Below are 14,690 nucleotides of genomic sequence, written 5' to 3'. Positions count from 1 at the left end.
TTTAACCCAAAAAATATATTGCAAAAAAGATTGCAGGAGCGGTGAATATCATACTGTCAAATCTGTCAAGTATGCCACCATGTCCCGGAATCAAATTTCCATAGTCTTTTATATTATGATTTCTCTTTATAGCTGAGGCAAGTGCATCTCCAACCTGTGATATTACAGAACCTATGGCGCATGAAGCCGCACAGGTAAATACAGGTGAGAAAGTACTTGTAAAATGTCCCGACAATATAAAGCCGAATATACCACCTATAAGAGCGGCACCCAAAACTCCGCCTATACTGCCTTCTACAGACTTCTTAGGACTTAGTACAGGAGCTATTTTATGCTTTCCGAAAAGTGAACCTACCGCATATGCACATGTATCCGAGCCCCAGCTGGATATAAGTATCAGCCATGCAAGATACTGTCCGTCTTCATATGTTCTGGTATTGTAAACATATGAAAACAGTATCGGAATATACATCACTCCCATAAATACAAGCGATATCTCCTCGGTCTTATACTTTGGAAATGTAAATACATATATTGCAAAAATAAGCATAAGAAATGCTATCACTGAAAAGAATATATATTGATTTAATTTAAAATAAATCAAGCAATAATATATCAATGAATACACATATCCAAGATATACAATATTTTTCTTATCAAGGTCCAAAGCTCTGTAAAACTCAAATAAACCTATAACGGAAATCAATGCGGATAATATTATAAGCGGTAAATTACCGATATAAAAAGCCAAGATAGCCACTATCAAAAGTCCTATTCCACTTATCAGTCTGGTAAAAAACATTAACGACCTCCAAATCTCCTCTGTCTTTTGCTGTAGCTCTCAACAGCCTTCAAAAGCTCTTCCTTATCAAAATCCGGCCACAAGGTATCCGTAATATAAAACTCACTGTATGCTATCTGCCAAAGTAAGAAGTTTGAAACTCTAAGCTCACCGCTTGTGCGAATAAGCAAATCCGGATCCGGCAAATTCTTTGTATCTAAATATGAGGATATAAGCTCCTCATTTATATTCTCTTTTGAAATAACTCCGGCGCCGGCATCATCCACTATATGCTCTATAGCTCTTTTTATCTCATCTCTTCCACCGTAATTTATAGCAAAGGCAAAAGTCATACCTGTGTTTTTACTTGTTGCATCCACAAGCTTTTGAATTCCTTTTCTGATATCGGGATCAAATCTGCTCTCATCACCGATCATTACAGCCTTTACATTGTTTTTATTTGCAACATCAATAAGCTTCACCATGTAAAATCTGAGAAGCTTCATCAAAGCACTTACTTCAACTACAGATCTTTTCCAATTTTCTGTAGAAAAAGCATATACTGTAAGGCAATCCACTCCAAGCCTCACACAGTCCTCAACAGTTTTTTCAAGCGCCTCACATCCGGCTTTATGTCCCATTGCTCTTGGCAGGTTTCTTCTTTCAGCCCATCTTCCATTGCCGTCCAGTATTATGGCAATGCTTTTCGGTATAACTAAGTTTTCCAAATTTATACTCCATTCACTTTAAACTATAAAACAAGAAGGTGGAAGCCCACCTTCTTAAACTTTAGAAACTATTTGTCTCTACTGATATGAAGTCGGCTAATTAAACTGTTAATATTTCCTTTGACTTGTCTTCAATAGCCTTATCTACTCTCTCAATAGCCTTATCTGTAATCTTTTGTATTTTATTTTCGCCGTCCTTTAAATCATCCTCTGTGTACTCTCCGGCCTTTTCAAGTTTTTTGATAGCATCTATAGCATCACGTCTGATATTTCTGACAGCAACCTTACATGCCTCACCTTTTTTCTTTACATCCTTAACAAGCTCTTTTCTTCTCTCTTCTGTAAGCTCAGGGAAGATAAGTCTGATACATGAACCGTCATTTGTAGGATTGATACCGAGGTCCGACATATTGATAGCCTTCTCGATTTCCTTTAAAAGAGACTTCTCCCAAGGTGCTATCTGTATAATTCTTGGCTCAGGAACTGAAATGTTTCCTACCTGCTGAATAGGTGTAGGTGTTCCGTAATATTCAACTTTTATTCTGTCAAGTACATGAGGGTTTGCTCTTCCTGCTCTGATTGAAGCGTATTCCTCAAGCAAAACATCGATAGATTTAGTCATCTTCTCTTCAAACTTTTTAATACTCTCTTGCATAAAATCTCCTTAAAATTATGTTTATTAAATATAATACAATTTACACTGTCACAATTGTTCCGTTTATCTTACCGTCAAGTGCATTTTTTATAGAATTCTCTTCATTTAAATCAAACACTGCAAGCGGCATCTTATGCTCAAGACACATTACTGAAGCGGTCAAATCCACTACAGCAAGTCTCTTATCAATAACTTCCTGAATTGTAAGTGTGTCATACTTCTTGGCATTAGGATCTACCTTAGGATCTGCATTATATACTCCGTCAATAGACTTTGCCAAAAGTATCATATCTACATCCATCTCTATAGCCCTTAAAACTATACCTGTATCTGTAGAGAAGTATGGGTGACCTGTACCGCCACCGAAGAATACAACCTTACCCTCTTTAAATCTTTCATTTACTCTGTCTTTTGAGAATACTTCCGCCATATCTCCACATGCAAATGCTGAAAAGATTGCAGTATCTGTTCCCTCCGAACGGAATATCTCAGATACATAAATACAGTTCATAATGGTTGCAAGCATTCCTATCTGATCCGCTTTTGTTCTGTCTATAGCCTCAGATGTTCTGCCTCTCCAGTAGTTACCTCCACCGATAACAATACCTATATTTGTACCTGCAGCCAAAGAAGGCTTTAATTGCTTTGCAATATCTCTTACTTTATCTTCGTTGTAACCGCCCTCAGATTTAGCTAAAGCTTCACCGCTCAGTTTCAACATTACTCTTTTATTTTGCATAGATTCTTCTATCCTTTTTACTTGGAATTATGACACAAGTATACCATAGGGAAAATAGTTATACAATGTCAAAATAAACCCTTAAAGTTTGCACAAAGAAAATTTATTTCCACTCAAAACTCTTTGCCATCAGCTCCGCCGCCTTGTTTACAGACTCATCATTGTCAAAGTTTGACATAAATACCATCACATATTTTTTATCTCTTAATATATAGTATTGACGATCTATCTCATCACTGTCATTAAACTTGATATCAAAGATATACATTATATCTCCTGCATCGGTTTTTCCTGATGAACCGTAAACTACAGCATCCAAACCGTATTGCTTTATCTGCATATTTAACTGCCATGTGGTAGACTCCGCAAACTTTTCGCTTTCATCCAAGTTGTAATTTTGATGTCCGGTATTTATAGAGATATTATTTGGTCTTGCATCATGTTCATGACCCTCCACAACATAAAAATATCTTCCGCCTCCCGACTGTTCCTTTGCTTCAGCGAATCCTTCAGCCACAATAAAGCTTCCAAACTCCTTCTCAACTCTCTTTGAGTCTTTAGTGGCGGCATCATCTTTTTGTGTAGCAGCCACCGTAGTCTCATCTTTTTGTGTGGCTTCCACCGTACTCTCATCCGCTTTTGCAGTCGCCGCTACATCCGCCTGTTTATTTCCACAAGCAGAAAGCATTACGATCATTAAAGGTAACAGATATAAACTCTTTTTCATAAATTATGTCCTCCCGGAAGTTAAAATGTAAGGTTTTAAGAACTGTAAACCTAAGTATATTGTACTACTAACTTATACTTCCTGTACATATGGTTAAGAAATAAATTTTGTTTGCTCCTGAATCTTTTAAGATTTTTGCGCATTTTTCTATGGTAGTACCTGTAGTATATACATCATCAACAATCAAAATATTTTTAATATTTTGGGGCAAATTCCTTACCATGAATGCATTGTCAAGATTGTGAAGCCTCTCCGTTCTGCTTAAGCCCTTTTGATCTATAGTCTTTTTTATTCTGCAAAGGCAGTCATGTACTACAGGAATATCCAAATACTTTGATAAATCCTTTGCCAATATATCGGACTGATTAAATCCTCTCATCCTCTTTCGTGAGCTGTGAAGCGGAACAGGCATGATACAGTCAATATTTGAGACTTTAACAAACTTTTCATAGCGAATTGCCATTAGCTTTGCAAAGCCTTCAATATACTCTCTTTTATTGTCATACTTAATTTTAAGTATGATATGACTCATCTCATCTGTATAATTACAAAGTCCTCTACCGGCTTCAAACTCTCTGTCTAAGTTACACTCGTCACAGTAGGCGGAATCTTCTGAAATTATTTCCTTACCGCATCTAATACAATAGGGTTCTTTTACAAAAGGAAGCTTTTTTATACATGTCTTACATATAAGATGACCTTTTTCATTTACTATTTCTTCACACACAGGACATCTTCTCGGGTAAATAATATCAACTATGTTTTTAAAAATGTCCTAATCCTCCTTAGATAACATGGAAAGCTCAATTATTTTGGATTTTAAACCGGTATATCTTGCCATCTCCTTAGTGTTTTGAATCATACTGTAAAACACTTCGGGGATACCTACAAGTACCACACATTTTTTTGCTCTTGTAACAGCCGTATATATAAGATTTCTGTTCATAAGCATTGCAGGTCCCTTATAAATGGGAATAATTACAGCCGGATACTCGCTTCCCTGTGATTTATGAACAGTAATGGCATATGCAAGTTCAATTTCGTTAAACTCCGAAAACTCATAATTGGAAACCTTACCGTCATCAAAACAAACAGTGAAGCTTTCTGAAAACATATCTATTTCTTTAATTATTCCGGTATCACCATTATAAACTCCAAGCCCTTTATCCACCGGCAGATGTTTTTCATTGTATACGAACCACTCTTTTTGGTAATTGTTTTTTATCTGCATTACCTTATCGCCTTCTCTAAAGACTGTGGCATCATATTCTTTTTCTTTTTTGGAGTTACTTGCAGGATTAAGTTTATTTTGTAAAAATGAATTTAACAGTTCCACTCCGAGAGGGCCCTTTCTCATAGGAGTCATGACCTGAAGTTCATTTGTAGATGCTTTTACATATGAAGGAAGTTTATCTCTTATAAGGGAAATAACGGAAGCCATTACATGCTCGGGATTGCTCTGTTTAATAAAAATAAAATCATTACTTTTCTTACCCAAATTAATCTCTTCATTTGTCATTATCTTATGCGCATTTACAACAATATCACTTCCTGTGGACTGACGGAATATCTTATTAAGCCTTACAACATTAAAGCAATTTGAATCAATCATGTCTTTTAACACTGTTCCCGGTCCTACACTTGGAAGCTGATTTATATCTCCTACTAAAATCAGTCTGGTTCCTATTGCTACAGCCTTTAATAGTGCATTCATAAGGAAAATATCCACCATACTGACCTCATCCACTATAAGTACATCTGACTCAAGCGGATTGTCTTCATTTCTTTCAAAATGAGTGCCTATATTGCTTGAATTATCACTGTTATTAGGTGTTATTTCCAAAAGTCTGTGAATAGTTTTCGCTTCATATGATGTAGCCTCAGACATCCTCTTTGCCGCTCTTCCCGTAGGCGCCGCGAGCGCAATACTTTCGCCTTCGCTTTCAAAGTATTTGATAATAGTATTTATAGTCGTAGTCTTTCCGGTTCCCGGTCCTCCGGTAATTATTATAAGACCGCTGCTTATGGACTCTATTACCGCCTGCCTTTGCAAATCATCAAGGACAATACCTTCTTTATCCTCAATTTTTAGAATTTTATCTTCTATCTTTTCTATATCATACTTTGCTTTTATATTGATATCTGTCAACATTTTTGCCACGGCTAGCTCAGTATAATAACATTGTGAAAGATAAACTTGAGTTTCTTCGTTTTTCTTCACAACGATTCTTTTTTCCATCTGCATCTCTGAAAGTAAAGAATCAAAGTCAAATATATTTTCACCGAATAAATCAAGGAACTCAGCATTTAAAACCGTATCAGGCAGATATAAATGTCCGGACATCATGGCATTTGATAGAATATACTCCACCCCGGCAATGGCACGAAACTTGGAATCGGCTGTAATACCTACCTTTTTGGCAATATCGTCTGCAATCTTAAAACCTATACCGTCTATATCATCTGCAAGTTTGTATGGATTGGTCTCTATTATAGTATATATTTTACTTCCGTATTCCATATATATCTTTGCTGAAAGCTTCATGCTGATACCGAACTTTTGTAAAAAAATCATAGCATCACGCATGGACTTTTTTTCCTGTATCTGTTCGCTTATGGATCTTGCAAGCTTTTCACTTACACCTTTGACTTCAGCCAGTCTTTCAGGTTCTTCTTCCATCACTCTTAGAGTGTCCATCTTGAATTTTTTAACTATTCTTTTTGCCAGTGCCTCGCCTACACCCTTTATTGCGGAAGATTCCAGATACTTTTGTATACTGTCAAGTTCTCTAGGTTCTATGATTTCGTATTCATCGACAAAAAGCTGCTCTCCATAGTTTGGATGCAGCTTCATATTTCCCTTTGCCTTTATAAATTCGCCTTCAGCGATATAGTTGAAGGTACCGACAAGGACATAGTCGTCATCATCGGCCTCCACGCTGAGTACAGTATAGCCATTAGTTTCATTCCTATAAATGATTTTTTCGATATAGCCTGATACTGTTGACATATTATTTTTTAGAATCTCCCTTATTACCGGTTCTGAATTCGATAAACTTACCTGTACCTATAGCAACAGCTGTCAAAGGATTGTCAGCTATCACTGTATTAATACCTGTTTTTTCCTCAATAAGAGCGTCAAGACCTGAAAGTAATGCACCACCGCCGGTAAGTACAATACCTCTGTCATATACATCGGCTGCAAGCTCAGGAGGTGTTCTCTCCAAAACATTGTGAACTGAGTCTACGATCTGCATTGCAGGCTCTCTGAGTGCCTCTAAAGTCTCATCAGAGTTAACCTCTATAGTCTTTGGAAGTCCTGTTACAAGGTTTCTACCCTTAACTTCCATAGTAAGAACCTCAGGTCTTCTGTATGCTGCACCGATATTAATCTTAATTTCTTCCGCTGTTCTCTCACCGATCAAAAGATTGTGCTTCTTTCTCATATATCTTACAATAGACTCATCGAAATCGTCACCTGCAATCTTAATTGAAGTACTTACAACAGTACCTCCAAGAGATATAACCGCAATATCCGCTGTACCTCCACCGATATCAACTATCATGTTTCCTACAGCCTTCTCAATATCAATTCCTGCACCTATAGCGGCAGCTACAGGCTCCTCGATAATCTTAACTTCTCTTGCACCTGCAGAATATGTTGCATCCTCTACAGCCTTCTTCTCGACCTCAGTAGCACCTGACGGGATACATACTGCAATTCTCGGCTTTCTGAAAGTCTTCTTTCCTACAGCCTTGTCGATAAAGTACTTTAACATCTTTTCTGTTATTGTATAATCTGAAATAACACCCTGACGAAGCGGTCTTACCGCCACAATATTTCCCGGTGTTCTTCCGATCATAAGTCTGGCTTCTTCACCTATGGCCTGTATCTTGCCGTTTTCTCTATCTATAGCTACAACACTTGGCTCTTTTAAAACAACACCCTTGCCCTTTATATAAACTAAGATACTTGCTGTTCCAAGATCTATACCAATGTCATTGGATGTAAACCAAAACATATTCTCCTCCAAACTACTTATTATAAATTTTAATGTAACACACTGTATACTATTCTACAACAAATAATGAAATTAGCCAATATCAATATTTAGAAATAAATTATAAAGAAATACGATATTTCTATGTAAAACCGCTTTTGACTAAAATTATGAGGCAAAAACTTGAAAACCGATAGTTGATTTCTTCTCTTCAAAAACATTTACGTCACAAAAATCTTCCCTTTTTAATATATATTCAATATCGGCTTCAACTTCATCTCCTCCGTAATTTCTTAATGCAAAGTTTAAAACAGCCCTTTCCACAAGATTTCTGCAAAATCTTCCGTTTCCGTTTTCAACATTTTTGGCAGAGCTCGCACAGATTTCTTTAATAAATGCCTTTGCATTAATATCTGTTAAAAATCCTCTTTTACCTGCTTCAAGCTCACAGATATTTGCAAGTTCATCTGTAGTATAGTCATCAAATCTCACTCTAAAAGGTACTCTTGATCTAAGCCCCGGATTTCGCAAGAAGAACTCATCCATCTCATCAGGATAACCTGAGAATATTACTATAATGTCCTTTCTGTTGTTTTCCATCTCCTGAACAATCATATTTATAGCTTCATCACCGAATCCTCCACTTCCTTCTTCCAAAAGTGAATACGCCTCATCTATAAAGAGAACACCGTCCTTTGCCCTTTGAAATACATTTTGTACCATGGGAGCTGTTTGACCCACATACTGTGCTACAAGATCGGCTCTTCCCACCTCTATAAACTCTCCTGTTTTTACAATGCCGATTTCTTTCAGTAATCCTGCCACAATCCTTGCCACAGTGGTTTTTGCAGTACCCGGATTTCCGACAAATTCCATATTCAAAGTTATAGGCTCTAACTGTTCTCCCTTTTCCTCCATAGCTTTTCTCATCTTTGCAAATGCCAAAATCTTTTTCACCTGATCCTTTGCAGTCTTTATACCCACCAAAGCCTGTAGTTCATCCATATAGTTACGCTTACCCACTATATCATCAAAAATGTCTTCTTTTGGTGTTTTATCTTCCAAAATATACTTGTCAGGAATTACCTTTGCGTAATTACCGAAAATCCAGTCAAACTCATCTGTAGAAACCTTCTTGTCCGCATCCAAGTATATATAGTTTTTATAAGGCTCACCCTGATTCATTACAATTTCAAATCCCAAAGTCTCACCTTCTTTTAAATACATTCCATAGGTCATAAATCTGTCACTGACACCATATATCTCACCGTTAAATTCACCTGTATATACTATTGATGTTGAACATAAGAATTCTTTACGTATTTCATTTGTTTTATTCATTGCCATACCTCTTTTCTTTTTAAAATTATTTTGTTATTGTCGCAGTCTGTAATAACTCTTCCTTGGCATGCTCACTTTATTAGGTCTTCGCATACTTCACCGGCCGGCCGTCATTTGCATCTGCGGATTTAATTTTCAAGGTGCAAAAAAGCACAGCAAAAAGCCATTGCCTTTAAAATTGACGCACTACGCCCTAGGTAGTACGATTCATTCTAAAAACAATGGCTGAAATATAAACCAATTAAATTTTACTTAGATATATTAGCACATGTATTTCATTAATACAATACATATTATTACGTGTAAAATAAAAATGATATTCTTATATGGTACATTTTATTGTATAATTATTAAAATCAATCGGAGTAAATTCCGATTATCAGGAGGATGCATATGGATTATGAGAAACTGAAATCTTTTAGAAATATAAACAACAACTTTGCAAAATTACTTGGCATAGAACTTACCGAGCTTTCAAACGGCTATGCCAAAGCTGAAATGAAAGTCACAAAAGAACTTTTAAATCCCATAGGTTCAATACATGGAGGCTGCCTCTATACTATCGCCGACATAGCAGGCGGTGCCGCCGCAAGTTCCTACGGAATACATGTTACTACAATAGACGGAAACTTCCACTATCTGCGTGCCGGATTAAATACTAAAGAACTTTCCGCTACTGCCACAGAGATAAAGAAAGGAAAGAAAATCTCCGTCTATAGCATATCAGTAAAAGATCAGGACGATGTCGAGCTTGCAGTCGGTATATTTTCATTTATGTCGCTTGGGAAAGCGATAGAGATATAAATATACAGTATAACAAATATGATACAAAATAACGGCCAAAGCTAACCGCTTTGACCGTTATTCTATCTTAAATATTAATTTTCATACATCAATTACTATTAAATATTCGAAATCATCCAATAAACTATAAAGTCTATAGACAATCTTAATACAACGCTTAATACCGTCCAAGTTAAAAATCCTATTAAACCAACTTTAAGTGCGGTTATTGCCTTTTTAGGATACATATTCTTCCATGCAAAGTATAGAGTCAAACCTATTACAGGAATAAAGAAACATAAAACATTTATACCGGTACTTGGTTCATCAAGTTCATTGGTATTTGCCGTGTTCTCTACGTATACATTTCTTATTTCGTTTTCTCTACCGACTGTATTTACAGCTTGTTTTCCACATACACTCATACTCCACATAATGAAGAATATACATACTTCATATACATAAAAAGATATTGTCGCTATAATCCAACAAAGAGTACTTAAACTTGCAAGACTGAATAAGTCCTCAAATATCGTAGTAAATTCGTAGCAAGTAAGATAAATTGTACTTACCGTATGGCGCAATACTGTTAAAATCAATATAAATCCACAAAATTTAACAAGCGTTTTATTTTTACTTAATGCCAGTATACATAGCACAACAAATACGACACAATCATCGATTGCGGCCACAAAACTTGTAGGATATATAAATACAGCTTTTAACAAATCAGAAAACATAAATCCACTTCTAAAATATCGGTAGTAAAGAAATATTACCGGTATTGAGGAAATTATGATGAATATCTTAGGTACAGCCAATATTATTTTGTTCTTTGAATTCAGAACTAAAAGCCCTACTATCATCACTAAAGAAATAATACATAGCAATGAAATATAAAACAGAACACCTATCATTGTTCTTGAGCTGTCAAATATGTCAACAATATAAATCATAAATCTGGATAAGATGTAAATACCTGCCGATACTAAAGCTGTTTTTTTGATAAAGTTCGGTATTTCCGCATTACCTTGTATTTTTGCATTACCTTGTATTTCTACATTTCTGTCGGTTTTATCCGGCTTATCTTTACTTAATGTAACATTGCTTTCGCTTTGTACAGGCACACCGCAAAAACCGCATACTTTATCACTATCTTCAATCTGTTTACCGCAATTTGAACAAAACATATATGCACTCTCCTTAATTACAGGTCTAAAAATATATACTACATTCTTATTATACCACTTTTCCCGTATAAAGTTGATAATATCTTCCCTTTTGTTCCAATAAGCTTTCATGTGAACCGCGCTCTATTATTCTACCCTGCTCAAGTACCATTATTACATCCGAGTTTTTAATGGTTGAGAGTCTGTGGGCAATTACAAATGTAGTTCTTCCGTCCATCAAGGAGTCCATGCCGGCCTGTACAAGCTGTTCTGTTCTTGTATCAATTGAAGATGTAGCTTCATCCAAAATAAGTACAGGTGGATCTGCCAAAGCCGCTCTTGCAATGGAAAGGAGCTGTTTTTGACCTTGTGAAAGATTTGCACCTCCCTCATGAAGGAATGTATTATATCCGTCAGGGAGTCTTTCTATAAAGCCGTCGGCATTCGCCAGTCTTGCAGCCGCTCTACACTCCTCATCCGTAGCATCAGGACGTCCGTATCTGATATTTTCCATAACGGTATCTGAAAAGAGATTTGTTTCCTGAAGAACCACACCCAAAGATCTTCTAAGGTCATCCTTCTTTATCTTTTCGATGTTTATACCGTCATATCTTATCTTACCGTTTTGAATATCATAAAATCTGTTTATAAGATTTGTTATAGTTGTCTTACCCGCACCTGTAGAACCTACAAAGGCAATCTTTTGTCCCTTGTTTGCAAAGAGATTTATATCATGTAATACTATCTTTTCCGGTACATATCCGAAGTCGACATTTTCAAATACAATATCTCCTTCAAGTTTTGTATATGTGATTTCGCCGTCAGAATGTATATTCTTCCATGCCCAGATACCGGTTCTTGATTTTGACTCCGATATATTTCCTTTGCCGTCTATTTTTGCATTTACAAGTGTAACATAGCCTTCATCTTCTTCTACAGCTTCATCCATAAGTGCGAATACTCTCTGACTTCCGGCAGCCGCCATAACTACCGCATTAAGCTGTTGTGATACAGTCATAAAAGGTCTGTTAAAAGCTTTTACCAGTGAAAGGAATGCGGCTATAGTTCCTATGGTTACACCGAAATGACCGTTTATAGCCAGATATCCTCCGACTACAGCTATTACTACATAGCTTAAGTTTCCTATTTGTGCAACTATAGGCATAAGTATATTTGCATATCCGTTTGCTTTTGAAGCGGCCACACAGAGTTCTTCATTTATACCTTTAAATCCCTCTATGTTCTTATCTTCATAGTTGAATACCTTTACAACCTTTTGTCCGCTTATCATCTCTTCTATATATCCGTTTACTTTTCCAAGTGTGGCTTGCTGTATTCCGAAATATTTACCCGATAGACTTGCGGCCTTACCTGAAGCCTGTACGGAAATAATAATCATAATAACCGATACCACCGTCATCATAGGACTTAAAATAAGCATTGTTACAAATACGGCAACAAGTGAAATCAATGCTTCCACCAGCTGTGGAAAAGATATACCTATAAACTGTCGCAATGTATCCGTATCATTGGTGTAGATTGACATGATATCACCATGCGAATGTGTATCAAAATATCTTATAGGCAGTTTTTCCATATGTGCAAAAAGATTTCTTCTTATCTCACGCATGGTTCCCTGTCCTACATTTACCATTATTCTGTTGTATGTATATGCGGCTAACACACCGGCTGTAAATATACATATCAGTTTACCTATCTCAATTGCAAGCGGAGTAAAATCAGGATTACTTTCTTTTGTAAGAGGAATTATATAATTATCTATAATATCCTGCATAACTGAAGCACTCAGAGAACTTACTACCGCCGATATCAGTATTCCTATAATTACAACAAAGATACTTTTTTTATAGTTTTTTAATACAAGTGATATTACTCTTTTCATGCTGTCACTTGCAACAACCTGTATAGTTTGATTTATACCGCCTTTTTCTCTATTTATTCCCGACATTATGCACCTGCCTTATCAAAATCCGCATTGCCTTCAGACTGCGCATTTGCTGTGGATCTGTAAATCTCATTAGTCTCGAGCAATTTTTCATGTGTATCAAATCCGACAATCTTACCGTTATCCATTACAATAATCTTATCAGCCTCTTTTATGGATGATATTCTTTGAGAGATAATGATTTTTGTGGTATTCGGTATCTCTTCTTTGAACGCTCTTCTTATCTTTGCATCTGTAGCGGTATCAACAGCAGATGTAGAGTCATCAAGTATCAATATCTTAGGATTTTTAAGCAGTGCTCTTGCAATACAAAGTCTCTGCTTTTGTCCACCGGATACATTGCTTCCGCCACGCTCTATCCATGTATCATATTTTTCAGGCATTCTTTCTATAAATTCGTCGGCACAAGCAAGTTCACATGCCCTCTTTATCTCATCCAGAGTAGCGTTTTCATTTCCCCAACGAAGATTGTCGATTATACTGCCTGAGAAGAGTACATTTTTTTGTAATACCACACTTACCGCATCTCTAAGACTCTTTATATCATAATCCTTTACATTCTTTCCGCCCACATATACTTTTCCCTGTGTGGCATCATAAAGTCTTGGAATAAGATTTACCAAAGATGTCTTTGAACTACCTGTACCACCGATTATTCCTATAGTCTGACCTGATGCTATATGAATATTTATATTTGAAAGTACGGGCTTTCCGATACCTGCTTTATATGAAAAGCTGACATTATCAAAGTCGATGCTGCCGTCCTTTACCTCTTTAGACGCATTTTCCTTTGACTTAATATCACTTTCCTCATGCAAAACTTCCGCAATTCTCTTTGCACTTGCTTCAGATAAAGTAATCATTACAAATGCAAACGAGAGCATCATCAGGGATATAAGTATACTCATTATATATGAAAAAAGAGATGTAAGTTCACCTGTTGTTAATGCTCCGGCCACGATTCTTTTTGCACCGAACCATGACAGTGCAATTATGCAGGCATATATTGTAAGCATCATCAAAGGATTGTTTAATACAACAAGTGATTCCGCCTTTACAAACAACTGATATAAATTTGTTATAGCCTTATCAAACTTGGATATTTCTTTATCTTCCTGTACATATGATTTTACAACTCTTATACCGGAGATATTTTCCTGTACATTTGCATTTAATGCATCATACTTTTCAAATACCTGATTAAAGAGTTTAAAAGCTACTGCAATTATAAGAGCAAGGGCTGTAGCTAAAAAGAATATGGCAACAAAGAATATAACAGACATATCTCTTGATATGGATACAGTCATAATCAAAGCAAAGATTAGTGTAGCCGGAGCTCTCATCAACATTCTAAGTATCATTTGGTATGAATTTTGGACATTGGTTATATCCGTAGTAAGTCTTGTAACAAGACTTGCACTTGAAAATTTATCAATATTTGAGAATGAGAAATTTTGAATATTTCTAAACATACCTTCTCGTAAATTTTTAGCAAATCCGGCTGAAGCATTTGCACCGTAAATACCTGCGGCTATACCGCATATAAGTCCAAGAACGGCAAGCGCTATCATAATTGAACCGTATTTTATTACCGCATTGAAATCATTAATTGCAACACCTTTATCAATTATAAATGTCATCATATACGGTATAAGTAATTCAAATATTACTTCACCTATTATAAATACAATTGTGAGCAGGGAAGCAAGTTTATATTCTTTTATATATTTTGCCAATACCTTTAACATATGTTTTCTCCTCTCTAATATAAAAAAAAATTGCACATAATGTACAATCTTT

At 36.1% G+C, this 14,690-nt stretch carries 13 protein-coding genes; 1 reads left to right on the top strand and 12 read right to left on the bottom strand.

What is annotated here, in order from left to right:
* Window position 1: 1 nt before the first annotated feature.
* The 9 genes from HMPREF1135_RS03130 to HMPREF1135_RS03090 all read right to left on the bottom strand — a co-directional run bounded on the left by HMPREF1135_RS03130 (window position 2) and on the right by HMPREF1135_RS03090 (window position 8,972).
* Window positions 2–802, bottom strand: a complete 801-nt coding sequence (locus HMPREF1135_RS03130) for a phosphatidate cytidylyltransferase (protein WP_007591901.1) — start codon at window positions 800–802, stop codon at window positions 2–4.
* A complete protein-coding gene (locus HMPREF1135_RS03125) occupies window positions 802–1,509 on the bottom strand; it encodes an isoprenyl transferase (RefSeq protein WP_007591900.1) in 708 nt (235 codons plus the stop codon). Before HMPREF1135_RS03125 ends, HMPREF1135_RS03130 begins: the two co-directional genes overlap by 1 nt.
* Before the next feature lie 100 nt (window positions 1,510–1,609).
* The gene (gene frr / locus HMPREF1135_RS03120) at window positions 1,610–2,164 is read right to left on the bottom strand and encodes a ribosome recycling factor (RefSeq protein WP_007591899.1); all 555 of its coding nucleotides are present in this window, start codon (window positions 2,162–2,164) and stop codon (window positions 1,610–1,612) included.
* Window positions 2,165–2,204: 40 nt separating this feature from the next.
* Entirely contained in the window at window positions 2,205–2,903 is a 699-nt protein-coding gene (pyrH, locus tag HMPREF1135_RS03115) for a UMP kinase (protein ID WP_007591898.1), read from the bottom strand.
* Window positions 2,904–3,006: 103 nt separating this feature from the next.
* Complete coding sequence (locus tag HMPREF1135_RS03110) at window positions 3,007–3,630, bottom strand: hypothetical protein (RefSeq protein ID WP_007591897.1); 624 nt, start codon at window positions 3,628–3,630, stop codon at window positions 3,007–3,009.
* 67 nt (window positions 3,631–3,697) lie between these two features.
* Entirely contained in the window at window positions 3,698–4,378 is a 681-nt protein-coding gene (locus HMPREF1135_RS03105) for a ComF family protein (RefSeq protein WP_255347317.1), read from the bottom strand.
* A 27-nt stretch (window positions 4,379–4,405) separates the two neighbouring features.
* On the bottom strand, window positions 4,406–6,640 hold the full coding sequence (gene recD2, locus HMPREF1135_RS03100; protein ID WP_007591893.1) for an SF1B family DNA helicase RecD2: 2,235 nt from the start codon (window positions 6,638–6,640) through the stop codon (window positions 4,406–4,408).
* A 1-nt stretch (window position 6,641) separates the two neighbouring features.
* Window positions 6,642–7,652, bottom strand: a complete 1,011-nt coding sequence (locus HMPREF1135_RS03095; RefSeq protein ID WP_007591892.1) for a rod shape-determining protein — start codon at window positions 7,650–7,652, stop codon at window positions 6,642–6,644.
* A gap of 147 nt (window positions 7,653–7,799) precedes the next feature.
* Complete coding sequence (locus tag HMPREF1135_RS03090) at window positions 7,800–8,972, bottom strand: ATP-binding protein (protein ID WP_007591891.1); 1,173 nt, start codon at window positions 8,970–8,972, stop codon at window positions 7,800–7,802.
* A gap of 393 nt (window positions 8,973–9,365) precedes the next feature.
* Between HMPREF1135_RS03090 and HMPREF1135_RS03085 the strand changes: the two genes are divergently transcribed.
* Window positions 9,366–9,776 carry a PaaI family thioesterase gene (locus HMPREF1135_RS03085; RefSeq protein WP_007591890.1) on the top strand — a complete coding sequence of 137 codons (411 nt, stop codon included), beginning with the start codon at window positions 9,366–9,368 and terminating at the stop codon, window positions 9,774–9,776.
* A gap of 98 nt (window positions 9,777–9,874) precedes the next feature.
* On the opposite strand, the gene HMPREF1135_RS03080 is transcribed toward HMPREF1135_RS03085, so the two are convergent.
* Genes HMPREF1135_RS03080 through HMPREF1135_RS03070 form a run of 3 tightly spaced genes read right to left on the bottom strand, consistent with a single transcriptional unit; the run spans window position 9,875 to window position 14,638 of the window.
* Window positions 9,875–10,945 (bottom strand): zinc ribbon domain-containing protein, encoded by a 1,071-nt coding sequence (locus tag HMPREF1135_RS03080; protein WP_051007207.1) that lies wholly within the window; start codon window positions 10,943–10,945, stop codon window positions 9,875–9,877.
* Between the two features lie 49 nt (window positions 10,946–10,994).
* Window positions 10,995–12,893 (bottom strand): ABC transporter ATP-binding protein, encoded by a 1,899-nt coding sequence (locus HMPREF1135_RS03075; RefSeq protein WP_007591885.1) that lies wholly within the window; start codon window positions 12,891–12,893, stop codon window positions 10,995–10,997.
* Entirely contained in the window at window positions 12,893–14,638 is a 1,746-nt protein-coding gene (locus HMPREF1135_RS03070) for an ABC transporter ATP-binding protein (RefSeq protein ID WP_007591883.1), read from the bottom strand. The genes HMPREF1135_RS03075 and HMPREF1135_RS03070 overlap by 1 nt, the downstream gene beginning before the upstream one ends.
* Window positions 14,639–14,690: the final 52 nt, after the last annotated feature.

Origin of the sequence: Lachnoanaerobaculum sp. OBRC5-5 (assembly GCF_000296385.1) — a bacterium.
Taxonomy (GTDB): Bacteria; Bacillota; Clostridia; order Lachnospirales; family Lachnospiraceae; genus Lachnoanaerobaculum.
This window is presented reverse-complemented; position numbering and strand designations above follow the sequence as displayed.

Coding starts and splice junctions, on each gene's coding strand:
- HMPREF1135_RS03075 (WP_007591885.1), bottom strand. CDS start 12,893: ATGTCGGGAATAAATAGAGAAAAAGGCGGTATAAATCAAACTATACAG.
- HMPREF1135_RS03110 (WP_007591897.1), bottom strand. CDS start 3,630: ATGAAAAAGAGTTTATATCTGTTACCTTTAATGATCGTAATGCTTTCT.
- HMPREF1135_RS03095 (WP_007591892.1), bottom strand. CDS start 7,652: ATGTTTTGGTTTACATCCAATGACATTGGTATAGATCTTGGAACAGCA.
- pyrH (WP_007591898.1), bottom strand. CDS start 2,903: ATGCAAAATAAAAGAGTAATGTTGAAACTGAGCGGTGAAGCTTTAGCT.
- HMPREF1135_RS03080 (WP_051007207.1), bottom strand. CDS start 10,945: ATGTTTTGTTCAAATTGCGGTAAACAGATTGAAGATAGTGATAAAGTA.
- HMPREF1135_RS03070 (WP_007591883.1), bottom strand. CDS start 14,638: ATGTTAAAGGTATTGGCAAAATATATAAAAGAATATAAACTTGCTTCC.
- recD2 (WP_007591893.1), bottom strand. CDS start 6,640: ATGTCAACAGTATCAGGCTATATCGAAAAAATCATTTATAGGAATGAA.
- HMPREF1135_RS03090 (WP_007591891.1), bottom strand. CDS start 8,972: ATGAATAAAACAAATGAAATACGTAAAGAATTCTTATGTTCAACATCA.
- HMPREF1135_RS03130 (WP_007591901.1), bottom strand. CDS start 802: ATGTTTTTTACCAGACTGATAAGTGGAATAGGACTTTTGATAGTGGCT.
- HMPREF1135_RS03085 (WP_007591890.1), top strand. CDS start 9,366: ATGGATTATGAGAAACTGAAATCTTTTAGAAATATAAACAACAACTTT.
- frr (WP_007591899.1), bottom strand. CDS start 2,164: ATGCAAGAGAGTATTAAAAAGTTTGAAGAGAAGATGACTAAATCTATC.